This window comes from Quyinboa sediminis (assembly GCF_042219855.1).
GTDB lineage: Bacteria > Bacteroidota > Bacteroidia > Bacteroidales > UBA5342 > JBHJHP01.
The window spans coordinates 242,072-265,538 of sequence record NZ_JBHJHP010000006.1; the positions used below are offsets into that span (position 1 = coordinate 242,072).

The 23,467-nt window shown below is 41.5% G+C and carries 24 protein-coding genes; 15 read left to right on the plus strand and 9 right to left on the minus strand.

What is annotated here, in order from left to right; translation table 11 throughout:
* Positions 1 to 43 precede the first annotated feature (43 nt).
* A complete protein-coding gene (gene pruA, locus ACE1EF_RS15440; protein ID WP_375721581.1) occupies positions 44 to 1,675 on the plus strand; it encodes an L-glutamate gamma-semialdehyde dehydrogenase in 1,632 nt (543 codons plus the stop codon).
* A gap of 77 nt (positions 1,676 to 1,752) precedes the next feature.
* Here the strand turns inward: pruA and ACE1EF_RS15445 are convergent, their stop codons facing one another.
* Complete coding sequence (locus tag ACE1EF_RS15445; protein ID WP_375721582.1) at positions 1,753 to 2,877, minus strand: lipid II:glycine glycyltransferase FemX; 1,125 nt, start codon at positions 2,875 to 2,877, stop codon at positions 1,753 to 1,755.
* Between the two features lie 253 nt (positions 2,878 to 3,130).
* On the opposite strand from ACE1EF_RS15445, the gene ACE1EF_RS15450 reads away from it, so the two are divergent.
* From ACE1EF_RS15450 to ACE1EF_RS15480, 7 genes are read left to right on the plus strand one after another with little or no spacing between them, the layout of a single operon-like run.
* A complete protein-coding gene (locus ACE1EF_RS15450; RefSeq protein WP_375721583.1) occupies positions 3,131 to 4,252 on the plus strand; it encodes a DNA polymerase III subunit in 1,122 nt (373 codons plus the stop codon).
* 41 nt (positions 4,253 to 4,293) lie between these two features.
* Complete coding sequence (locus tag ACE1EF_RS15455) at positions 4,294 to 5,484, plus strand: PSP1 domain-containing protein (RefSeq protein WP_375721584.1); 1,191 nt, start codon at positions 4,294 to 4,296, stop codon at positions 5,482 to 5,484.
* A complete protein-coding gene (locus ACE1EF_RS15460; RefSeq protein WP_375721585.1) occupies positions 5,444 to 5,947 on the plus strand; it encodes a gliding motility lipoprotein GldH in 504 nt (167 codons plus the stop codon). The genes ACE1EF_RS15455 and ACE1EF_RS15460 overlap by 41 nt, the downstream gene beginning before the upstream one ends.
* An 11-nt stretch (positions 5,948 to 5,958) precedes the next feature.
* Positions 5,959 to 6,714 carry a tRNA (guanosine(46)-N7)-methyltransferase TrmB gene (gene trmB, locus ACE1EF_RS15465; protein ID WP_375721586.1) on the plus strand — a complete coding sequence of 252 codons (756 nt, stop codon included), beginning with the start codon at positions 5,959 to 5,961 and terminating at the stop codon, positions 6,712 to 6,714.
* Positions 6,714 to 7,046, plus strand: coding sequence for an MGMT family protein (locus ACE1EF_RS15470; RefSeq protein WP_375721587.1), 333 nt, complete (start codon positions 6,714 to 6,716; stop codon positions 7,044 to 7,046). Before trmB ends, ACE1EF_RS15470 begins: the two co-directional genes overlap by 1 nt.
* A 6-nt stretch (positions 7,047 to 7,052) precedes the next feature.
* The gene (locus ACE1EF_RS15475; protein WP_375721588.1) at positions 7,053 to 8,162 is read left to right on the plus strand and encodes an Mrp/NBP35 family ATP-binding protein; all 1,110 of its coding nucleotides are present in this window, start codon (positions 7,053 to 7,055) and stop codon (positions 8,160 to 8,162) included.
* A 1-nt stretch (position 8,163) separates the two neighbouring features.
* Complete coding sequence (locus ACE1EF_RS15480; protein WP_375721589.1) at positions 8,164 to 9,366, plus strand: dipeptidase; 1,203 nt, start codon at positions 8,164 to 8,166, stop codon at positions 9,364 to 9,366.
* Between the two features lie 318 nt (positions 9,367 to 9,684).
* On the opposite strand, the gene ACE1EF_RS15485 is transcribed toward ACE1EF_RS15480, so the two are convergent.
* From ACE1EF_RS15485 to ACE1EF_RS15510, 6 genes are all read right to left on the minus strand, one after another.
* The gene (locus tag ACE1EF_RS15485; protein WP_375721590.1) at positions 9,685 to 10,728 is read right to left on the minus strand and encodes a hypothetical protein; all 1,044 of its coding nucleotides are present in this window, start codon (positions 10,726 to 10,728) and stop codon (positions 9,685 to 9,687) included.
* Between the two features lie 229 nt (positions 10,729 to 10,957).
* The gene (gene tilS / locus ACE1EF_RS15490; protein WP_375721591.1) at positions 10,958 to 12,271 is read right to left on the minus strand and encodes a tRNA lysidine(34) synthetase TilS; all 1,314 of its coding nucleotides are present in this window, start codon (positions 12,269 to 12,271) and stop codon (positions 10,958 to 10,960) included.
* Between the two features lie 99 nt (positions 12,272 to 12,370).
* Positions 12,371 to 12,640, minus strand: coding sequence for a hypothetical protein (locus ACE1EF_RS15495; RefSeq protein WP_375721592.1), 270 nt, complete (start codon positions 12,638 to 12,640; stop codon positions 12,371 to 12,373).
* A gap of 5 nt (positions 12,641 to 12,645) precedes the next feature.
* The gene (locus ACE1EF_RS15500; protein WP_375721593.1) at positions 12,646 to 13,161 is read right to left on the minus strand and encodes a hypothetical protein; all 516 of its coding nucleotides are present in this window, start codon (positions 13,159 to 13,161) and stop codon (positions 12,646 to 12,648) included.
* A 70-nt stretch (positions 13,162 to 13,231) separates the two neighbouring features.
* Entirely contained in the window at positions 13,232 to 14,302 is a 1,071-nt protein-coding gene (locus tag ACE1EF_RS15505; protein ID WP_375721594.1) for a hypothetical protein, read from the minus strand.
* 59 nt (positions 14,303 to 14,361) lie between these two features.
* On the minus strand, positions 14,362 to 14,526 hold the full coding sequence (locus tag ACE1EF_RS15510; RefSeq protein ID WP_375721595.1) for a hypothetical protein: 165 nt from the start codon (positions 14,524 to 14,526) through the stop codon (positions 14,362 to 14,364).
* A 299-nt stretch (positions 14,527 to 14,825) separates the two neighbouring features.
* Between ACE1EF_RS15510 and ACE1EF_RS15515 the strand changes: the two genes are divergently transcribed.
* Entirely contained in the window at positions 14,826 to 16,031 is a 1,206-nt protein-coding gene (locus tag ACE1EF_RS15515; RefSeq protein ID WP_375721596.1) for an anaerobic sulfatase maturase, read from the plus strand.
* Positions 16,032 to 16,066: 35 nt separating this feature from the next.
* Positions 16,067 to 16,477 carry a secondary thiamine-phosphate synthase enzyme YjbQ gene (locus ACE1EF_RS15520; RefSeq protein ID WP_375721597.1) on the plus strand — a complete coding sequence of 137 codons (411 nt, stop codon included), beginning with the start codon at positions 16,067 to 16,069 and terminating at the stop codon, positions 16,475 to 16,477.
* Positions 16,478 to 16,733: 256 nt separating this feature from the next.
* On the opposite strand, the gene ACE1EF_RS15525 is transcribed toward ACE1EF_RS15520, so the two are convergent.
* Both ACE1EF_RS15525 and ACE1EF_RS15530 read right to left on the minus strand, forming a co-directional pair.
* Positions 16,734 to 17,471 (minus strand): TrmH family RNA methyltransferase, encoded by a 738-nt coding sequence (locus tag ACE1EF_RS15525; RefSeq protein WP_375721598.1) that lies wholly within the window; start codon positions 17,469 to 17,471, stop codon positions 16,734 to 16,736.
* Positions 17,472 to 17,537: 66 nt separating this feature from the next.
* Positions 17,538 to 18,038: a transposase gene (locus tag ACE1EF_RS15530; RefSeq protein ID WP_375721599.1), complete on the minus strand. Its 501-nt coding sequence runs from the start codon at positions 18,036 to 18,038 to the stop codon at positions 17,538 to 17,540.
* Between the two features lie 280 nt (positions 18,039 to 18,318).
* Here ACE1EF_RS15530 and aspS point away from each other — a divergent pair, with 280 nt between their 5' ends.
* The 5 genes from aspS (at position 18,319) to ACE1EF_RS15555 (ending at position 23,387) form a co-directional block, all read left to right on the plus strand.
* Positions 18,319 to 20,079: an aspartate--tRNA ligase gene (aspS, locus tag ACE1EF_RS15535; RefSeq protein ID WP_375721600.1), complete on the plus strand. Its 1,761-nt coding sequence runs from the start codon at positions 18,319 to 18,321 to the stop codon at positions 20,077 to 20,079.
* The gene (locus tag ACE1EF_RS15540) at positions 20,076 to 21,173 is read left to right on the plus strand and encodes a Nif3-like dinuclear metal center hexameric protein (RefSeq protein ID WP_375721601.1); all 1,098 of its coding nucleotides are present in this window, start codon (positions 20,076 to 20,078) and stop codon (positions 21,171 to 21,173) included. The genes aspS and ACE1EF_RS15540 overlap by 4 nt, the downstream gene beginning before the upstream one ends.
* A 4-nt stretch (positions 21,174 to 21,177) precedes the next feature.
* Positions 21,178 to 21,918, plus strand: a complete 741-nt coding sequence (locus ACE1EF_RS15545) for a zinc ribbon domain-containing protein (protein ID WP_375721602.1) — start codon at positions 21,178 to 21,180, stop codon at positions 21,916 to 21,918.
* Between the two features lie 108 nt (positions 21,919 to 22,026).
* Positions 22,027 to 22,611 carry a nitroreductase family protein gene (locus tag ACE1EF_RS15550; protein WP_375721603.1) on the plus strand — a complete coding sequence of 195 codons (585 nt, stop codon included), beginning with the start codon at positions 22,027 to 22,029 and terminating at the stop codon, positions 22,609 to 22,611.
* On the plus strand, positions 22,608 to 23,387 hold the full coding sequence (locus ACE1EF_RS15555) for a hypothetical protein (RefSeq protein ID WP_375721604.1): 780 nt from the start codon (positions 22,608 to 22,610) through the stop codon (positions 23,385 to 23,387). Before ACE1EF_RS15550 ends, ACE1EF_RS15555 begins: the two co-directional genes overlap by 4 nt.
* The last annotated feature ends 80 nt before the right edge of the window (positions 23,388 to 23,467 follow it).

Here is a 23,467-nt window from a genome sequence, read left to right on the forward strand (position 1 = left end):
TATTTTACAACTATGCCCCGATTTTAAAATTTTACAGATTAACATGGGAAAAGGATTTTATCACGTACCGGTAGCAAAGAATGAGCCTGTAATGAGCTATGCACCAGGTTCAAAAGAAAGAGCAGCAATTAAAAAGAAACTAGCTGAAATGAAGGCTGTGACAGTAGATATACCAATGGTTATTGGTGGTAAAGCTGTTTACACAGATGTAAAAAAAGACATTCGTCCGCCTCATAATCATAGTCATTTACTCGGGCAGTTTAATTATGGTGACAAGTCGCATGTAAAAATGGCCATTGATGCGGCCCTTGCTGCAAAGGATAAATGGGCCGCTTTGGAGTGGCAGCACCGGGCAGCCATATTCCTGAAGTGTGCCGATTTAATAGCAGGTCCTTACCGCGATAAAATCAATGCCGCAACCATGCTGGGACAGTCTAAGAATATTTTTCAGGCAGAGATTGATGCAGCCTGTGAGATGGCAGACTTTTTCAGATTTGGAGTTAAAGAAATGGTTAGGATGTATGATATGCAGCCGGAATCTTCGACGGGAATCTGGAACTACAATAACTTCCGTCCCCTGGAAGGTTTTGTGTTTGCACTTACACCCTTTAACTTTACATCAATAGCAGGTAACCTGCCGGCGGCTCCGGCCATGCTCGGTAACACCGTGGTGTGGAAACCCTCGCGAACAGCAATTTACTCGGCGCATGTTTTGATGGAAGTATTTATTGAAGCCGGTGTACCTGCCGGTGTCATCAATATGATTTTTACTTCGGGACCCGAAACAGCTGATGTGGTATTCGAACATCCTGAATTTGCAGGAATTCACTTTACCGGATCAACAGGCGTTTTTCAGGGCATCTGGAATACTATCGGAAAGAACATCCATAAGTATAAAACATATCCGCGCATCGTGGGTGAAACAGGTGGTAAGGATTTCATCTTTGCCGATCCTACAGCAAACCCACAGGCCGTGGCTACAGCGATGACCCGTGGTGCATTTGAATACCAGGGACAGAAATGTTCTGCTGCATCCAGGGCTTACATTCCAAAATCAATGTGGAACGAGGTTAAAGAAAGTGTAGGAAAAGATCTGGCTGCCATTAAAATGGGCGACCCGGAAGATTTTTCAAACTTCGTGAACGCCGTTATAGATAAGTCGTCTTTCAACAAGCTATCCGGCTATATTGAGGAGGCTAAAAAATCGGCTGATGCTGAGGTGGTGTTTGGAGGTGTATGCGATGATACCAAAGGGTATTTTATTCAACCTACTATTATTGAGGCGAAAGTGCCGGATTATATCACGATGCAGGAAGAGTTGTTCGGCCCTGTGCTTACCGTTTATGTATACGAAGATGATAAAATGGAAGAGACACTGGAAACTCTGAACAGTACTTCGATGTATGCACTGACGGGAGCTATTTTCTCTCAGGATCGTTATAACATCACACACATGGTGAAGAAGCTGGAAAATGCTGCAGGAAACTTTTACATTAACGATAAACCTACCGGTGCCGTTGTTGGACAGCAGCCATTTGGCGGTTCAAGAGGATCCGGTACAAACGATAAGGCAGGCTCAATTTTCAACATGCTGCGCTGGGTAAGCGTTCGCACAATTAAAGAAAATTTTGTATCGCCCAAAGACTTCCGTTATCCTTTTATGGAGGCGGAATAACCATACCAATATTTTTTTTACCATAAACAGGCGGCAGTTTTGTCGCCTGTTTTCGTTTGTCAGAATTCCTTTACGTTTTAATTATTATGATACGTCGGATAGTTCAGTTCCTGTGCCCTGAATGTGATGTATTCCTTTTGATTCAGGGGATAATCCCAGCAACCCATACGGTGGTACATGTATCCTCCAAAACCTGATTTAAACCTGTAAAGTCCGTGGAGCGGGTGTGCCGTATACCGGTTTGGAGCAACGCCAAACATGTCATATTCTGTACATCCTGCTTCCTGAGCCAGTCTTATGGCTTCCCACTGAACGGCATAACTGGCCATCAGGTTACGGCATTTGCCGGATGAAGCACCGTAGAGATAAGTCCCCCTTTTTCGTGACAGAATCAGGAACATGGCCGCCAGGAATTCTCCGTTATAGTCAGCCATGATCAGGCGCGGTTCAACATTGGGGTCAGCGCTTAAATTACGGCTTCTGAGTACAGAATAAAAATAGTCTCTGTTGTGAATAGTGATGTGATTACGTATGGCGGTTTCCTTGTATAGTTCGTACCATGAATCCAGTTTTTCCAGACCGTAACTCCTGACTTCAACACCTTTGCGTTGAGATAACCTGATGTTATAACGTGTTTTTGATTTCATGTTTTGCATCAGATCGTCCGCACTCTTCTTAAGGTTCAGAAAAATGGTGTTTGAAGGTAGCATATCACTGTAACTTTTTACCAGATTCCAGTTGTTGGTGTTATAGTTGATCCTGAATTCCTGGTTACGGAACGATGGCGGACCAAGCCATTCGCCGTTTCTGTCAAAGTTGTCGTTATCTTCAGCCCACTGATTTTCCCAGGGAAGATCGTACCGTATCACAATACAGTTTTTAGGCAGATAAGCTCTCAATGCTTCCGAAAGTTCTTCAAGAAATACACCATGGTTTTCAAAATCCGGTTCATCTTTTGGTCCGTAGGGAATATAGGCAATACACTGTTCTCGGTTAATGTATTTAATAAGAACCAGGATATCGTCCTGTACCTTTTTTCTGTTGTCCGACCCGGGATGTAAAATGTCGCGTGTTGCGCTATATTTAAACGCATATGGTTTAAATCCCTGCCGGTATTTTACATCCGCCCAGAACGATGTTTGCTGTACGATGTTCGACGTACCAATTTCCTCAATCTTTTTAGTCTGAATTCCGCAGTACATTACTTTTTTGTTTGAGCGCTGCAAAAATAGAATTCTGAATAAAAGAGACAAATTCATGTGTATTAAACTTTTAAATGGGGACTAATTCAGAATGTTTCAAAATTTCTTCGATCGGAGTAGCATTGAATTTCCGGAACAATCACTATCCCGGCAGAAATTTCTGACATAACGAACCACGGTTCAGGAATAAATTAATTCTCAAAATTTGTCATTTGGTACGGTTAGGTTAAATTTGGGTTTTTAAAACGCAATCATGTATTTCAAAGATATTGCCGGACAGGCACCCGTAAAGCAACAGCTGCTTGATGCATACAAAAAACAGCGCATTCCGCATGCCTTGTTATTCAGTGGACCTGAGGGGAACGGGAAGCTGGGACTGGCAATTGCTTTTGCCCGCTATATAGCCTGCAGGAACCCTTTGGATGGTGATGCCTGCGGTACCTGTCCTTCCTGCATTAAGTTTAATAAACTGGAGCATCCGGATATGCATTTTGTGTTTCCTGTAGTTAAGAAGAAAGGCAGACAAGGCATATCTGATGAGCTGATAGAAGAGTGGCGTTCATATATCCTCGGATCACACTATGTATCCATAAATGGTTGGATGTTGCAGATTGATGCAGAGAATAAACAACCGATCATCTACACCGAAGAGAGCGAGTCGATCGTAAAAAAAGCCTACACAAAATCATACGAGGGTGGCTATAAGTTCATGATCATCTATTATCCTGAGCGGATGCACCTGAGTTGTGCCAATAAACTGCTGAAGCTGATTGAAGAACCACCTGACAAAACATTGTTTATCCTGGTGAGTGAAAATACCGATCAGTTGCTTACCACCATTCTTTCACGTTGTCAGATCATTAATATTCCCCGTATTGCCGATGAGGATATCAAAACAGCTTTGCTGGCATCGGAATCCATTGAAGAAACAAGGGTTGATGAAGTGGTTCGCCTGGCCGGCGGGAATTTTGTGAAAGCCAGGGAGCTGATTACGCAATCGGAAGAAAACAGGATAAACCTGGATTTTTTTATCAGCCTGATGAGACTTGCTTACGGTCGTGACATCGTATCACTGAAACAGTGGACAGAAGAAATGGCAGCTTCGGGCAGGGAAAATCAGAAGAATTTTCTGGGCTATACACAACGGCTTATCCGTGAAAATTTTATTCTGAACCTGAAGCAGGAAGATTTGAATTACATGAATGCGGAAGAGCGTAATTTCTCGGTGAAATTTTCGCCATTTGTGAATGAACGCAATGTGATAAAAATTTATGAAGAGCTTGATTTGGCCCAGCGGCATATTGAACAAAACGTGCACGGGAAAATGGTTTTTTTTGACTTGTGTCTCAAAATGATCATGTTGCTTAAGTCCTAATTAAAAGCTACTTTTGCATATTTAATACTAAAATATTAGTGATGGAGGAACGAACTAACGGAGGGTTGGAAAACAATAACATAAATCCCAATATCAACATAAAATCCGATCAGTTGCAGAGTTTCAGGCTCGACGCCCAGAAACTGAGCGTGCATGACTGGTTGAGTGATTTGCCTGAAGCTTTTCAGGCCAGTGATCTTGTAGAAGTACAGTTTAAAAATACCAGGAAAGGATATTTCCGGAATTCAGCAAAACTCAATCTGACCATCGGCGATGTGGTGGCTGTGGAGTCAACACCGGGGCACGATATCGGTGTGATCACGTTAATGGGGGAACTTGTTAAACGCCAGATCAGAAAAAACAACATCGACACTAATCGTTATGAGATTAAACGGGTATACCGTGTGGCAAAACCCAATGATATAGAGAAATGGGAAAAAGCCAGGTCACGTGAGCACAGCACAATGATCCGGTCCCGGCAGATTGCCAAGGATCTTGGACTTGACATGAAAATAGGGGATGTGGAATTTCAGGGAGACGGTAACAAAGCCATATTCTATTATATTGCCGATGGACGCGTGGATTTCAGGCAACTGATTAAGGTTCTGGCAGAAGAATTCAGGGTCAGAATTGAGATGAAACAAATAGGTGCAAGGCAGGAAGCCGGACGTATTGGCGGTATTGGTCCCTGTGGGCGTGAGTTGTGTTGTTCGTCCTGGATGTCAAAATTTACATCGGTCAGTACGGCAGCAGCCCGTAACCAGGAATTGTCGCTTAACCCGCAGAAACTGGCGGGCCAGTGTGGTAAACTGAAATGCTGCATGAATTATGAGCTGGATAATTACCTTGAAGCCAGGAGTGAATTGCCGGACACCAATATTCCCCTGGAAACAAAGGACGGTAAGTATTACCATCAGAAAACAGATGTGCACAAAGCTTTGCTGACCTATCTGTCCAGCGGATCGAAAGGACCTAATATGGTGACTATTTCTGCTGATCGCGTAAATGAGGTGATCAGGATGAATAAAAAAGGTAAAATGCCTGATAAGCTGGAAGCCAAGGCAACCGTTGAGGCAGTACCTGAAGTTGGCTACGATAATGTGGTAGGCCAGGATGATCTGCACCGTTTCGATAATAATTCCCGTAAAAAAAGACGTAAACCAGGCAGGAATAAAAGGAATAACAGACAAAATGCTCAGAATAAAAACAGGAATAACAACCAGCAGAATTAGAAATCTGTTACCGGTAGGTATGTTATCATTGTTACTGTATGCCTGCGATCCTTCCATGGTATACGATACCTGGAATACCATTCCGGATAATTCATGGAACAAGGACAGCATCTCTGTTTTTCATCCTGTAATAACAGATACTGTTAATCCGGTGAACCTGGTTTTGGGTGTGCGCAACACCAACGATTATCCATACAGCAATATGTGGTTATTTGTTACAACTCAGACACCATCGGGCTTATCAAGAAAAGATACGTTCGAGGTTGTTCTGGCTTCATCGTACGGAAAATGGTATGGTTCGGGTTGGGGAAATACCTACACATCGCTGCACTATTACAAAAGAAATGTCATTCTGAACGAGAGTGGTGAATATACCATATCATTGCAGCACGGGATGCGTAAAGATGAACTGAAAGGTGTTAATGCAGTAGGTTTCCGGATTGAGGAGCTTAAAGCAGATTAAATTTTTTAGGCGTGGGGAAAGGTAAATTACAGAAGTTTGATGAGATGGAAGGGTTCCCTCATGTATTTCAGTATCCGTTCGGAGTACTGAAACAGAATGGGTTTCCGTTAAAAGGGAAATGGAACAGTGAATTCTTCAGGAACTCAAATCCTGTAGTCCTGGAACTTGGTTGTGGCAAGGGAGAGTATACCGTCGGTCTCGGGAAGTTGTTTCCGGATAAAAACTTTATTGGAATTGATATAAAGGGAGCCCGGATGTGGAGTGGTGCACGGCAAAGCTTTCAGGATGGGATGGAAAATGTGGCATTCTTAAGAACCAGCATTGAATTACTGGAGCATTTCTTTAAACCGGGTGAAGTGAGTGAGATATGGCTTACCTTTCCGGATCCGCAGATGAAGAAGGTCAGAAAACGACTGACGGCAACAAATTTTATGGAAATGTACCGCAAAGTCATGAAACCTGACGGGCTGATTCATCTGAAAACCGACAGCAACTTTCAGTACCGCTACACCTGCGAGATGGTAAAAGAAAATGAATTTGAGGTGCTCGAATCAACCAGTGACCTGTACCATGAGGATTATACAGGCAGTGTATTGTCCATAAGAACGCACTACGAACAGCAATGGCTTGACAGAGGTCTGACCATTAAATATATCTCATTCAGGTTGCACGACAGAGCACTTGCTGAACCGGATGTAGAAATTGAATATGATGCTTACCGTAGTTATAACCGCAGTAAGAGAAGTGTGAAAGAAGCCGGTTCCTGATGAGCGATTTATACGAACAGATTTACGGAATTGTACGTCAGATACCACCCGGCAGGGTTACATCTTACGGCGCCATTGCACGATGCATCGGAACAGGAGGCGGCGCACGTATGGTTGGCTGGGCAATGAATGCTAGCCACAGCTTGGGTGACTGGGTGCCGGCGCACCGGGTGGTAAACCGGAACGGGATGTTAAGCGGCAAACATCATTTTGGCGGATCAACCGTTATGGAAGACCTCCTGAAAAGTGAAGGTATTGAAGTTGTGGATGACTGCGTTGTGGATTTCAGGAAACATTTCTGGGATCCTTTTGTTGAACTGGAAATAAAATAAAAAGTTATGGATCATATATATCCCAAGTTAGTAACAGAAGCATTAAGCCATGTAAAGTATCCCGGAAACGGTAAAGATATTATTTCACTGGGCATGGTGGAGGATGACATCAGAATTGACGGACGCAAAGTAAGTTTTTCACTGATATTTGAAAAACCGAACGATCCGTTTCGTAAATCGCTGGTAAAAGCGGCGGAGACCGCCATTAAAACTTATATTGGCGCCGATGTGGAGATTGATGGTAATGTGCATGTAAAGGTAAAAGAGCAGCCTAAAAAGAAAGAAAGAAAGGTTTTGCCGCAGGTTAAAAATATTATAGCTGTCGCATCGGGTAAAGGTGGTGTGGGGAAATCTACTGTTGCCTCCAATCTTGCCGTGGCTTTGTCAAAGGCTGGTTATAAAGTCGGACTTTTTGATGCCGACCTTTTCGGGCCATCGGCACCTAAGATGTTTGATGTGGAAAATGAAAAACCGGTGGCTATTGAAGTGGACGGAGCCGAGGGTATTGCTCCGATTGAAAAATATGGCGTGAGCATGTTATCCATCGGCTTTTTTGTTGATCCGAATAATGCCCTGGTATGGCGTGGTGCCATGGCAACCGGCGCCATTAAACAGTTGATCGAAGAAGGACACTGGGGTGAACTGGATTATTTTGTGATTGACCTTCCTCCCGGGACCAGCGATATCCATCTGACCATTGTACAGACCATTCCCATAACAGGCGCCGTGATTGTAAGTACACCGCAGGAAGTAGCCCTGGCAGATGCCCGTAAAGGAATCAATATGTTTGAGAATAATAACATTAAAGTTCCCGTTCTTGGCCTGGTGGAAAACATGGCCTGGTTTACACCTGAAGAATTTCCGGATAACAGGTATTATTTGTTTGGTAAGGAAGGATGTAAAAAACTGGCAGAGCAGATGAATGTGCCCTTACTCGCACAGATTCCAATCGTGCAAAGCATACGGGAAGGTGGTGACGAAGGTCGGCCGGTGGCCCTTGATGAAACTTCTATAACGGGTAAAGCATTTGCAGAACTTGCCAAACGTGTGGTTGAGGAAACAGACCGGCGAAACCGCGAACTGGAGCCCACAAAAAAAGTAGAACTTAACGATTAACATGATACGATTTACCCTGCTCTCTTTTTTGGCTTTTCTTTTATTCAGTTGTACAGAGACAATGGAACAAAAAGCCGATCGTATTCATAAAACAATGGTTACCCTCGATTCTCATACGGATACGCCATTGAATCTTATGGACAGCACATTTGACATGCGGCAGATGCATGATCCCGTGGTAACCCATTCAAAGTACGATTATCCGCGAATGCAAGCGGGTGGACTTGATGCGGCCTTCTTTGCCGTTTTTGTGGGTCAGGCAGCACGCACTGAAGAGGGTAATCAAAAGGTTATTCTGAAAGCACATCAGATCATGGATGCCATTTCCCGTGAGGTGAATAAGAACAGTGATCTGGTTGGACTTGCAGTTGATCCTGACGACGCTGCCCGGTTGAAAGCCGAGGGGAAAAGGGCTATCTACATCGGAATAGAGAATGGTTATGCCATAGGGAATAATATCGATCTTCTGGATGAGTATTACAGTAAGGGTGTGCGTTACATGACGCTGTGTCATACCAGAAACAATGACATCTGTGATTCTTCGACTGATTCAACAGAATTTAACGGACTGTCAGAATTCGGTTTTCAGGTTCTTCAGCGCATGAATGATCTGGGAATGCTGGTCGATGTTTCCCATATCAGTGACAGCTCGTTTTACGATGTGATCCGGGCAAGCAGAACTCCCGTGATTGCAAGTCACTCCTGTGCACGTGAAATCTGCGATAATCCGCGTAACCTTACGGATGATGAGCTTAAGGCCCTGTCCGAAAATGGTGGTGTGATCCAGATGTGTATCCTGAGTGATTATGTAAAAGCACCTGCTCCCAATCCGAAGCGTGATTCTGCTATGGCCGAATTGAAGCAGCGTTATAACAGCTTTAAAAATTTAACGGAAGAACAGAATAAAAAACTCTGGCAGGAGTGGCGCGAGGTTGATGATATGTATCCTAACGAACTGGCAACCGTCAGTGATGTGGTGGATCATATTGATCACATCGTTCAGGTAGCAGGAATTGACCATGTGGGCATAGGAACCGATTTTGACGGAGGAGGTGGCGTAAAGGACTGTTATGATGTAAGCCAGATGAAGAATATTACCATTGAGCTGTTGCGTCGTGGATATTCTGAAGAGGATATTGCCAAAATCTGGAGCGGTAATTTTATGCGTGTATTCAGGGAAGTTCAGCGTTTACGGAAGGTTTGAAATGTTCACATACAACCCTTAAGGGCGTTAATTCCACTCCTGCTGATAACACATGGTTTCATCCTGCACTGATGCTGTAAGTCCTCCGGACTTTGCAGGCTAATCATATCTTTCATTCAACAGGTAGTACTAACTAATGGGAAATAATTGCATGAATGATACAATAGCATGAACTCAGGGCAACGCCCTGTGTGAATAAATAATGTACATCAATTACCCTGAACGGGAAAAACCCATTAATCTTCCGTTCCGGATTTGTTGTAATCCGGATCAGTAAAAAGGAAAAATAATACTACTTATTCCGAATCCCTGATAAAATTAATGCAATGCGTATCTGATGTTATCCCCATGCATGTAATCGCCGTAGCCCAGATTCACACCTACCCAGTCTCCGGTCGTAGCTGTTGTACTGGCACCGTCTCCGTTTGTATCACCTAAAGCTGAATCATCCCTAAATGATGTAATAATTGCGCCGTTATGGTTCAGAACACCGTTGGCAATGATATCAATTCTGGTGTCCTGATACATTTTTATAACCACATCGGATTGCAACGTTAAGCTGTAACCATCGTCAATTCCGATATGCCCGGTTGCAACATATGGCACTTCATTTTCTGACCAGTTAACATTATGGTTCATGGTATAGCCTGATACAAATATGCCATTGAACGTGTTTGTCAGAGTAGGCATATCCGGATCGTGAAAAATATTGGATGAACCAAAACTGTAATTGACATCTATGGTTACAGGTATGCGGTTATCGAAGAACGTATTATTGGTCACTACCGATGAGAGAGCGGTGGCAATGAGATATAAGGCACCGTTGGTGTTGTCGTCAAGCTCGCCCCCGTAATTGTGTGCAAAAACGCAATCGGTTATAATAACTTCACCTTTTGCTTCCAGCGTTGCCGTATGGTCACCAAATCCACCGCCATACAAAAATTTGCAGTGTGTGAAAGTTGATAAATCTCCTGCCGCAATGACACAACCCCAGTCTTTTACTGCCGGAGAGGAAATTTTTCCATCTTCATTTGTGTCGCCTTTGTATGAATCGTCTTTGATGGACGTGAAGATGATAGGAGCTTCACTGGTTCCGATAGCCTGAACTGAACCACCTGCGTTTATGTCAATACGTTTTCCGGATGTAAATTTTATTACTGTTCCCGGAGAAATAATGAGAGTGGCTTCAACCTGTACCGCTTCGTCAACAATATAAACCTTTGATGAATCAAGTGTCGTATTCTCATAGACATTGGTAAGGTTTGTTGTGTTTTTTTTAACGTCATCTTTTTCGCATGCGAACAGAAAAACGAAACATCCTGAAATAAGGATAATTTTAAAAAGTGCGAATTGAGTTTTCATAGTGATTGCAATTTAAATATAGGAAGTTCTAAATTACTACAAATAGATATGTCATGGTTCTGGTAGACAGCGAATTATTTTGTATTGAATGAAAATAAATATCCTACAAATTGCTGTAAATGAATGAAAAATTTCGTATAATAGGCAACATGTTATAAAGTCCTGTTACCAGGTAATATTTTTCAGCTCATACAGGCTTTTAATGCCGGAGTATAAAAAGCCAGAAGTATTATTCTATTGTGTGTTCAACCCAGAGTATAAACCTGGTATTTTTTGAGGTTTTAAACCGGTCATCAATTCTGTAACCAATCACCCAGGCAATGTCATCAGCAGAAAGGAGGACCTTCACAGATTCTTTTTCAGCCAGATTAATTTTATTATCGATCAGAAAATCGCTGACTTTTTTATATCCCTTCATGCCCAGCGGTCTGAATTTATCGCCCTGTTGCCATGACCTGATTCTTAAAGGTAGTTTTAGTTTATCCAAATCCAGACAGGCAATGTGTGCTTCTTTAGGAATGGATTCGAGTTGATTAATGGAAAGTTCTTCAAAATGCAGGTTTGAATCCAACTTATTTTCCGGATAAACCTCTCTTGCTCCAACCTCTTGCTCCTGCTGTTTTACGGGTTCTATTAAAAGATAATCCCTGTCTGCCAGTACATAGTAAGCCCCGCTGTAAAAGCGTGCCCCGCTGTGATAAGGCCAGGCATCGTATATTTCCTTTATTGTGGCTGCGTTGAACCCAAAATCTGCCAGTATGCCATACAGAATAGTCAGACTTGCCGGATTTTGAAACAGTTTTTCAATCGGAATCCGATCCGGATCAACCATATTTTTTTCCTTCCAGTTCCGGATATATTCTTCAACGATAATTGCCGATTCTGTAAAGCGCAGGGATAAATCATCCACCGAATTTGTAAATGCCGGATTCAGTTTTTCAATGGGCGGCAGTATTTCGTGCCGGATAAGGTTGCGTCGGAAGCTTGTATCTGAATTCGATTTATCCGTTCTGAACGGCAGATGGTTTGATGTTATATAGTCTTCAACTTCTTTTCGGGTCATACATAACAACGGACGGATGATCTTTCCGTTTTTGGGCAGCATTCCTCTCATACCCGTAATTCCGGTGCCGCGGATCAGGTTCATCAGAATGGTTTCTGCTTGGTCATTTTTATGATGTGCCACGGCAACTGCATCAAGATGATATGTTTCAAGAAGTGTATTGAACCAGTTATATCGGATTTCGCGGGCAGCCATTTCAACCGAAAGTTTATGTTGTTTTGCATAGGCTTTGGTGTCTTCCTCCAGGTAGTAGAAAGGAATATGAATCTCCTCGCAGAAATTACGGCAAAACAGGGCATCTTCGTCAGAATCTTTATCCCGCAACCTGAAGTTGACATGCGCTGCTTCGCAGGCATAACCCATCTCAGCCAGCATATGCAGCAGAACAACAGAATCGGCGCCGCCGCTTAAACCCACAAGGATCTTATCCGATGGCCCTAAAAGTTGATGTCTGTCAATAAAATCAGCTACCTTCTTCATCTCGGGAACAAAGGTAAAAAAGTTTGGCCTGAAAAGATATCCGCACAATTGGAATCAGGATAATGGAAATGAAATGATACAATACAATACCGAATAATCTTACCGCATTATTCCTGCACCCATAACCATGGTTGAAAATGCTGTTACTGCAATAGCTGCACCAATGATAATAATAAAAATTCCGATCCATTTAATGATATTTCGAGCCTTTTCATATTGGTACTGATCTATCAGTCCCTCAGGAATTGGTTTACGGATGATGAAAGACAGAATGGTTTCAAAATGATCTTTGATCAGTAAACCGATGCTGATCCGTAAACCGGCCTTAGCCAGTGAAAGTAAAAACGGGATAAAAAAGAATGTGCGCATAAGGATTAATATTTGAGGTTAAAACGTGTATTTTCTATAATACCATCAGTCACAGAAATTTTTATAGTTGAATCTGCATTGATGGCTTCAAACTCAAAAAAAGCAGAGAGTTTTCGATTCACCGTGTCAAATTCCGGGAAGTAAATGACGCCTCCGATCTGATTGGTTGTGGTAAAAATATCGTTTAGGTCATCATAACTGCATAAGACCTTAGCCCTGTTTACAGAGTCAAGCTGATAAAAACCTTTATGGTCAATATTCATAAATTTAAAGCTTAATTGAGTTAACTGCTCGCACGTACTGTTAAATTCAAGTATTAATTCATTATCCTGTACGTAAAATGTGTTGTTGGTCTCCGGGAGCCCTAAAAGCTTATCATTACATGGTATAAATTTATAAGCGTTTATATAGGCTGATATTCGCTCCGGTTCTGTTTTATGATCATCTTCTGTCGTAATAGTGATTTTTACACAGGAAAGAAATGAGAAAAGGATGGCATAAAGCATCAATGTTTTTTTCATGGCTACCAGATTTTTCCCATATTACACAAAAGCTTGAATGTTTACTGTTTTAACCTCTTCAGCTTCTATTCTATAAGTTGAAATGCAATCCAAAAACAGCAGAATAAGCAATCAGTTTGAACTTTATATCTTCATTCAGAATTGTAAAACCAAATGGCGTAAATTCCGTGTTAACCGTTGTATATAAGCCTATCGTTTTATTTATGTTAAATTTTACGCCGAGGTTTAACCCCATGGTATGTTGAAGATCGTGGTAATTTTCATAGTCAAGAGAAACAAGATTATAACCTGCGCTTGCCATAGGTTGTACGTGTTCAGAGGGATACAAATACTGTAGCTGAAGTGGTATTTTTACAATACCAATCGTTTGCGTCTCAGTATTTATTCTACTTCCTGTAATACCAGTTTTAACAGATAATTTATCATTGGCCCTCGGTAAAGAAAAATAAAAATAACTTCCATATTCTGGTGATATGCCTTCGGAGCCACCGTATTTCGTAACTCCGGCAAAGGGCGCGACAGAAATCTTCAATACAGGAATTTTCGTTTCATATACAATGCATTTTTCGTCATCACATACGGCATTGTGATATGCTTCTGCCAGTTTTATAAGACTCTGATGCTCCGGTTTTTCTACAGATAAAATGCGCGGTTCAATTTGAGGGGCATCCTGCATATAGTATTTGAGATAGCCAATATGAATGGTCGATTTATGCCAGACTTTTTTATTGTTAATCATTTCAATACCTTCATCAAACTTAAGCTCAGATAATCCAATACCTTCTTTATCAAGAAAATAATGATCTCCGGTTTTATCCCGTAAATAATAAACATCAACTTTCCCCTTAATCAGGTATTCAAGGAATACTTTTTTATTTCCAACCTTTCGGGACACAAAGTATTTACCATTATGGAAGCGAAATCCGATAATGTCTTCAGGCATGAATTTACGTACAACGTGGTCGGAGCCCTTGAATGTACAGATGCTTCCCATAAGAAAATCACCACGGTAATCAATACGACCTTGTAATGTATCCCCAGAATGTTTTAATACATAACCAGGCCTGAAATCATTTTGTGCATATAAATAGATCGTTGAGTTCAAGAACAAAACAAAAATTATAAAAATGGTTCTTTTCATTTGGTTATCAGTTGATTTATACAGTTTGTTAATTATCATTTTGGTCTGCCTTAAAACAATTATTGATTAGTTATTAACATCTCGTTTGCCATAACCATTGGCATTTTCATGCCATCAGGTAATTGAGGATTTTCCTTAATATATGAATCTCCAATAATTTTCTGTTCAATTTTTGCCTGAATAATCCAGCCAGTCATTTTGTCTATTTTAATATCTGATGTCATTGAACCTTTAATAAATATTTCATTTTAAAAGTTTTAAAGGTTTGTATTTATTATACTTCTTGTATTCTTTTTCAAAGTTTTAATTCAAACAGGTTAAAAAAAGCAATTAATATTAAGGAAGTTAAAAGTAAATAAATTTCATAAATAATAAACTACCAGTAAGTAATTATCACATTACGACAGTTTCTATTATTCATTCTTCAATCAAATCCTTAATCTGTCACTTCTTACCCGTAACCCGTCACTTGTCACCCGTCACCTGCATAACTTTTATTACTTTTGAGGAAAATCGTTTGCAAATGGCATTTAAACCACTGGAATCTGTTTTGATCAAACCTGCCGGTCCGGATTGCAATCTGGGATGTACGTATTGCTTTTATCTCGAAAAGGAGCAGCTTTTTACACATAGTAAAACGCACCGCATGAGCGACGAGGTTTTGGAAATGCTGATTAAGCAGGTAATGCAGCAGTCGGGTCAGTCGATATCCATAAACTGGCAGGGAGGTGAACCGACGTTGATGGGACTGGAATTTTACCGCAAAGCCATGGAATATGAGAAGAAATACGGCTTCGGGAAAAATGTGGGGAATGGACTACAGACCAACGGATTATTGCTGGATGAACGATGGGCTGATTTTCTGAATGAATATAACTGGCTGGTCGGATTAAGTCTGGATGGACCTGAATATATTCATAACAGGTACCGGCTTACCCCGAACAGCAAACCATCGCATGCTCTTGTAGAAGAAAAGGCCAGAATGTTGCTCGGTAAAGGAGTGGAGGTAAATGCCATGTGCTGTATTACCAGTTACAGCTCGGGTTATGCCAAAGAACTCTATAGCTATTTTAAAGAGCTCGGGATCAGCTGGATGCAGTTTATTCCCATTGTAGAAACGGACAAGGATAATCCGCGTAAATCTGCCCCTTTCTCACTTACAGCAGAGCAATACGGCGGTTTTCTGGTGGAACTTTTTGAACTCTGGAAGGCAGATTTTGTGGATGGACAACCAACAACACACATCCGCGATTTTGATTCTGTATTTTATCCTTATGTTGGATATGAGGCTCCTGAATGCACTTTGCGACCGGAATGTGGTGTGTATACTGCCGTGGAACACAATGGCGAAGTCTATTCCTGCGATTTTTTTGTGGAACCCAAATGGAAACTGGGCAATATTATGGATGGGGACCGACTGATTGATATGCTCAACTCTAAAAAGCAAACGCAATTTGGTCTGATGAAAACCAAACTTCCCCGTAAATGTCAGGTCTGCCACTGGAAAAAATATTGCTATGGAGGTTGTACCAAGGACAGGATCAAAGATCCCAGAGACAATGGAATGCCCCGGTTTTGTCAGTCATTCATCACCTTTTTTGAACACGCCGATCCCTTTTTAAGAGAACTTGGGGATAAATGGAAGGTGGATCAGGCAAAAATGGAAGCCCAACAGCAACAACAACAGTCCAACAGCAATACGTATAATGCATTCGGAGATTTCTCCTGATTTAAACTATTTCCCCTGAAAATAATTATACAAGTATGGTATCTCAAAAGGAATTTACATTAGGAAATAAACCACGGGGTTTTCATCTCGTGACATCAGAGGTGTTACGGCATATCGGCGATTTGCCTGAAACAGGAATATTAAATCTGTTTATTAAACATACTTCTGCAGCCCTCTCGCTTAACGAAAACGCAGATCCTTCTGTGCGACACGATTTTGAGCAGATTATGAACCATATTGTACCTGAAGATGAGCCATATTATACCCATACATTTGAGGGAAGTGATGATATGCCTGCACATGTAAAATCGTCACTCATAGGGCCATCTGTAACGATACCCATTAAGAATCACCGCTTGAATCTGGGCACATGGCAGGGTATTTATCTCTGTGAATTTCGCAACTACGGTGGCGCCAGAAGATTAGTGGCAACGATTTATTCATAGCTTTCTCCCGCAGATTTCGCAGATGATTGCAGAAATAAATTTTGTCGTATCAGGGGACAACGCGTGAAATCATATAGATGTCGCGGGAGAAGTCACTTAAGGTATCCGTTTTGGATGAAAATGACTAATATGTTTGGTGGACCATGTAGGGAATTAGAGGGTAAGCGCAGGAATAAAACCATGCGTCATATCATTCGTTACATGATACTAGAATATAAAATCTAATCTGCTCAGATCTGCGTTATCTGAGGGATACTCAAATTCTTCTTCTGAACTCCGAGCACACAATGGCTGTTGCTGTCGCCACATTCAGTGATTCAGAAGTTTGTGAATTCCCGGGATATGGAGGTATTAAAAGTTTATGTGTAACCAGGTCTGATACAGCATCCGAAATTCCGTTACCTTCGTTTCCCATTACAATAATTCCGTTCGAAGTAAGATCAGAAGAGTATATATCCTCGCCCTCCAGGAACGTACCGTAAACAGGCGCTCCCGAAATACGCAGGAAATCTGTCAGGTCAGTATAATGTATATTTATCCTTCCCAGTGCGCCCATGGTGGACTGAACCACTTTGGGATTATATACATCGACCGTCCCTTTGGAACAGACTATATTTGTTATGCCGAACCAGTCGCAGAGGCGGATAATGGTTCCGAGGTTTCCCGGATCCTGGATGTCATCCAATGCCAGGATTAATTCTTTGCCGGGATCACAAAGCGATAAATCGGTACGTTTGCGTTTAAATACGGCAAAAACACCCTGCGGATGTTTCTGGAGTGAGATTTTCTGAATGTCGGCACTGTCAACCACTTCTACTTTAAAGCCGTTAAATTCATCTTCGAATTTTCTTTCAATTAAAATACTTTCCGGTTTGAAGTAAGGCAGCAGGTCAAGCACCAGTTTAGGTCCTTCTGCAACAAATACCAGCTCATTGTCCCTGTTCTTTTTCAGTCCCAGTGCGCGGTAATACTTTAGTTGTGATTTTGAAAGCATGCACAAATATAAGTTTATTTAGTCACCGGGTGATTATAACTATGACGTAAAGTATTCACCCGGTGACTAACAGATAATAAGCTCTTCTATTCTTTTCCTGTTTATAAGTTGCCCGTTTCTTATTCCGGTAAAATCCAGATAAGATGAAAATTCCCAATCCTCAGGTGCATTTACAAGCCCTGCCTTAATTGGATTTTGATGAATATGTTCAAAACAAACCTGAACATAATTTAATTCAGGCATATCAATAGTTAGTACCGTGCCAAATTCAGAATTGAAATAGGAAGGATTTAACTCTGTATTTTTCGTCAGACAAAGTGCCTTAGTCCTTTCTCTGAAAAGTGATCCGGTTCTGTTTTCCTGTAAATTTATTGCACGTGTATAGGAGCGTAGCATTATAGCTATCGACTGGTTCAATGTTCTGGTTCGATTAATATTTTGGTTTATGAAGTCTAATTTTGCCTTATTTACATATATCATCAGATGAAAATGGTTGGGCATTAAACACCAGGCAATGATGTCAGAAAAAGGGAGAATATATTCTTTTATCTTTTGAAGAAAAAACATGTAATTATCTCTTGTGAAGAAAATTGGTTGTCTGTTAATGCCTTGGTTTTAAATGTGGTAAATGCTTTCGTTCTCGAATTGCATGATATTTGATTTAAGGTCTGTTCAATATAAGAAGGTTTAATTGAAAGGGCAAATCTTTCCCCTCTTAGTCACCGGGTGATTATAGTCGAGTTGTAAATTATTCACCCGGTGACTAAGCTTTAAACCATGATAAAAACTATTTTTCTTATTCTGCGGATTCAATTATCTTTGTTCGACATTTTTAAATCGTATTTCGATGTACAGAACACACACTTGTGGAGAACTCAGATTGGACCATGTAAACCAGAACGTTACCCTTGCAGGATGGGTGCAGCGTACCCGTGATCTGGGAGGTATGACTTTCGTTGATCTGCGCGACCGTTATGGCATTACCCAGCTGGTTTTCGATATGGATACCAATAAAGTTTTATGTGAATCGGCCCGTAAGCTTGGACGCGAATTTGTGATTCAGGTAGAGGGAGCAGTTCAGGAAAGAAGCAATAAAAACAATAAAATACCAACCGGTGATGTAGAGATCATCGTTAACAACTTAAAGGTTCTGAATCAGTCAGATGTTCCACCATTTACGATTCAACGTGATACCGATGGCGGTGACGAACTGCGCATGAAATACCGATATCTGGATTTGCGTCGGGAACCTTTAAAGGAAAATCTTATGCTGCGTCATAAAATGGCTTTTGAAACACGTCGTTATATGGATGAACAGCAGTTTGTAGAAGTGGAAACACCGGTGCTGATCAAATCGACACCGGAAGGGGCACGTGACTTTATTGTACCTTCACGTGTGAATGAGGGACAGTTTTATGCCTTACCACAAAGTCCGCAGACCTTTAAACAGTTATTGATGGTGGCCGGTTATGACCGTTATTTCCAGATTGTAAAATGTTTCAGGGATGAAGATCTGAGAGCTGACCGTCAGCCGGAGTTTACGCAGATTGACTGCGAGATGTCGTTTGTGGAACAACAGGATATTCTGGATACGTTTGAAGGATTGACAAAGCATCTATTCAAAGCCATAAAAGGCATAGATATGGAATATCGTTTCCCGAGGATGTCTTACGATGAAGCCATGGCAAACTATGGATCCGATAAACCGGATACCCGCTTCGAAATGAAATTTAAGGAACTCACCGGTATGGTTCAGGGAAAAGGATTTGTGGTATTCGACAATGTGGAATATGTGGGTGGAATTTGTGCTGAAGGATGTGCCGAATATACCAGGAAACAACTGGATCAACTGACGGATTTTGTAAAAAAACCGCAGATCGGTGCTAAAGGTCTGGTTTATGTGAAGTTTAACCCGGATGGAACGGTTAAATCATCGGTAGATAAATTTTATAGTGAAGAGGATCTGAAAACCTGGGGCGAACTATTTGGTGCAAAACCAGGTGATTTGGTTTTAATTCTGGCAGGTGAAAGAAAAAGAACATTAACTGCATTGAATGAGCTTCGACTTGAAATGGGAAGCCGTTTGGGATTGCGTGATAAAAATACGTTTTCGCCCCTTTGGGTGGTTGATTTCCCGCTGTTTGAGTGGGATGAGGAAACACAACGGTTTTATGCCATGCACCATCCGTTTACATCACCTAAAAAGGAAGATGCTGAATATATTAACAGTGATCCGGGAAGGGTTCGTGCCAATGCCTACGACCTTGTAATCAATGGTGTTGAAATTGGTGGCGGTTCCATCAGGATTCATAACGAAGACCTGCAACAGAAAATGTTCGATGCCCTTGGGTTTACTAAGGAAGAGGCCAAAGCCCAGTTTGGGTTCCTGATGAATGCATTTAAATACGGAGCACCACCGCATGGAGGTATCGCATTTGGTTTCGACCGGCTGGTTTCAATGTTTGCCGGACTCGATTCTATCCGCGATGTGATTGCTTTTCCAAAAAACAATGCGGCACGTGATGTTATGATCGATACACCATCGAAGGTTTCGCAGGTTCAGCTGGATGAACTTAGCATTGCATTGAATGTTAAACCTAAAGCGTGATTAAAGTAAGAGAGATAACCGAAGTCCTGGAGGCTTTTGCTCCGTTGGCACTGCAGGAGAGTTACGATAATGCCGGCTTGCTTGTAGGTGATCCGGATATGAATGTCAGTGGTGTACTTATTACGCTGGATGTAACATCCGAAGTCCTGGAGGAAGCTATACAACATAATCTGAATATGATTGTGGCCCATCATCCGTTTATCTTCTCGGGTCTTAAAAAGATCAATGGTAAAAACGATATAGAGAATTGTCTGATCACAGCCATTAAGAATGATATTGCCATTTATGCCAGCCACACTAACACCGATGCAGCCGCAAACGGACTGAACCAAAAATTTTGCGATCTGCTCAATCTGAAAAACTGCAGAACGCTTTCTCCAATGAACGATGCTTTGGTAAAACTGGTCACGTTTGTTCCTTCCGATTATGCTGAAATAGTCAGGAATGCCATATTTGAAGCAGGCGCCGGGCATATTGGCAATTATGATTGCTGCAGTTATAACCTGGAAGGAGAAGGGACATTCCGGGCTTTGGAAGGAACCAATCCTTTTGTAGGCCTTAAAGGGGAGTTGCACTTTGAAAAAGAGGTTCGGATCGAAACGGTTTTACCGTCCTTTATGCAACATAAGGTGGTGGCAGCTATGATCCGGTCTCATCCGTACGAAGAGGTGGCATATGATATTTATCCCCTGAAAAACTCCTGGAAAGGTGCCGGAATAGGAATGATCGGAGAATTGGAGGAACCATTGGGGGAAGTGGATTTTTTCAGGAAACTGAAAGAAACGTTAAATATTTCCGTGATCAGGCATACGGAATTTTTAAGTAAGCCGGTTAAAAAAGTGGCTCTTTGTGGTGGCGCAGGATCATTCCTTATTGACGATGCCATAAGGGCAACCGCCGATGTTTTCATTACCGGAGAAATTAAATATCACGATTTTTTTAAGGCTGAAAACAGAATAATTCTGGCTGATACCGGACACTTTGAAAGTGAACAATTTGTAAAAGAAGTTTTTGGAGAACTACTTCAGAAAAATTTTTCTAAATTTGCAGTCCGATTATCGGAAGTAAATACAAATCCAATTAAATATCTGTAACAACATGGCAGAGAATGTAATGACCGTTGAAGAGAAGTTAAAAGCGTTATTTGACCTTCAACTCGTAATGTCAGACATAGATAAGATCCGTACACTTCGTGGTGAGTTACCTCTGGAAGTTCAGGATCTTGAGGATGATATTGCAGGGCTTGAAACACGTATTTCCAAATACAAAGAGGATATTGAAGAACTGGAAACAGCTATTTCGACCAAGAAAAACGAGATAGAAGAAGCTAAAATGCTGATCGAGAAATATACCGAACAGCAGAATAATGTGCGTAATAACCGTGAGTATGATTCTTTGTCGAAAGAGATTGAATTCCAGGGACTGGAAATTGAACTGTTCGAAAAACGTATTAAAGAGTATACGGCAGAAATAGCTCAGAAAAGGGAAAGCGTGGAAAGTGCTGAAACAGAGCTGAAAGAACGTACTGAAGATCTGGATGCAAAAAAGGGAGAGCTGAATGAGATCATCAATGAAACAAAGGTTGACGAGGAAAGCCTTCGTGACAAAGGACAACAGATTGAAACAAGCATTGAGCCCCGTTTGCTGACAGCCTTTAAACGTATCCGCAGAAATGCTCGTAACGGATTGGCTGTTGTAACTGTTGAGCGTGATGCATGTGGCGGTTGTTTTAATAAAATTCCACCACAAAGACAGCTGGACATTAAGCAGCACAAAAAAGTTATTGTATGCGAATATTGTGGTCGTATCCTTGTGGATAACGAATTAAAGGAAAGTTAAAAGACTTAAAACTTTACAGATAGAAGGGTAATCGGGAGCGGTTACCCTTTTTTTATGCACTGATTTTGACTAAATTTAGGTTGAAAACAGCAAAATAATTTACAGTGCATGAATCTTAGGGAGCTTTTACTCAGAACCAGGAGCTACAGACGGTTTGATGAATCATACCGGATTCCGGAGGCAGAGCTGGAAAAGCTGGTGGAACTGACACGGTTTGCACCTTCAGCAAGAAATCAACAGGTGTTGCGCTATATTATCGTTTCAGATAAAAAGACCTGCGATGCCATATTCCCAATTACAGCCTGGGCGGGATATCTGAAAGACTGGAATGGTCCTGTATCTGGTGAACGTCCTTCAGCTTATATCCTGGTGCTTAAAGATCGTGATCTGACTTCCAATCTTTATTGTGACGATGGTCTGGCGATACAAACCATTATGCTCGGTGCTACGGAGAAGGGCCTCGGTGGTTGTATCATCGGTTCATTCAGCAAACAGGCTTTGCTTGAGATGTTTAATCCAGGTGAAAATTTTGAAGCACTTTATCTGATCGCGCTGGGTAAACCAATTGAGACAGTCGTAATTGATGAGGTTAAAAACGGAGATGTTAAATACTGGCGTGATGACAATCTTGTGCATCATGTTCCCAAACGCCCGTTGAAAGAGTTAATATTAACCAAAAATGAAACGCCATGAAACGTATATATTTTCTTACAGCTATCATATTTTGTGTGACCGGTGTTCTTAAAGCACAAAACGGCACAGATTCACTTACCTTTACCGGTACAGTGTTCGACCGTGTTACACTCCAGACACTTGATGATGCGGTTTATTTTAATGGGCCACATACGTACGGACTGCAACCGGGCGGCCGGTTCAGAATAAAAGCTGCCGTTGGTGATACTATTATCTTCAGTTATCTGGGCTATAAAGATCTGATCGTCACCCTGGATGATTCCCTGGCCAATAATAATTACCTGATGGGTGTTTATCTCTCTCCGGTTGCTACATTGTTATCAGAAGTTGTTATAGTACCAAGATACTACAGTCTTGAGGTTCTGGTTGCCATAGATCCGGTGAAACAGGCAAAGGAACAGGCATATGCAGAACGAAACCTAAAGATGTCGGCTTATCAGGGACTTCTACCTGCAACTAAAATGGATAACGAGATGAACCAGAAGATGAGCATTGAAAAACATCGCATGGATGTGGAATACAAACGAATGCTGAGTCCGAATCAGATGGTTGGAGTCAACTTTTTTACTGTTGTACCCGAAACAAAGGAATACCTGGCAGGCTTAAGGCAAAAAGGCTTAGCCCTGGATCTGGGGAAGATTACAACACAGGAAGAAGAGGACTACCTGCGCTCGATCTTTAAAGCCATGCAGGCAGAAAATAAGGCAAAAAAGAATGTAATTGAGATTGAGGATACGCTGCTTAATGAAGAGATCAAAATTCCGAAAAACGATTAGCCGGATTCCCAAATTTTACGTGATGCTTATTTATATCAGAGATTCTGGTCAAATTTTTTTTGTATTCCGAAGGACACTCA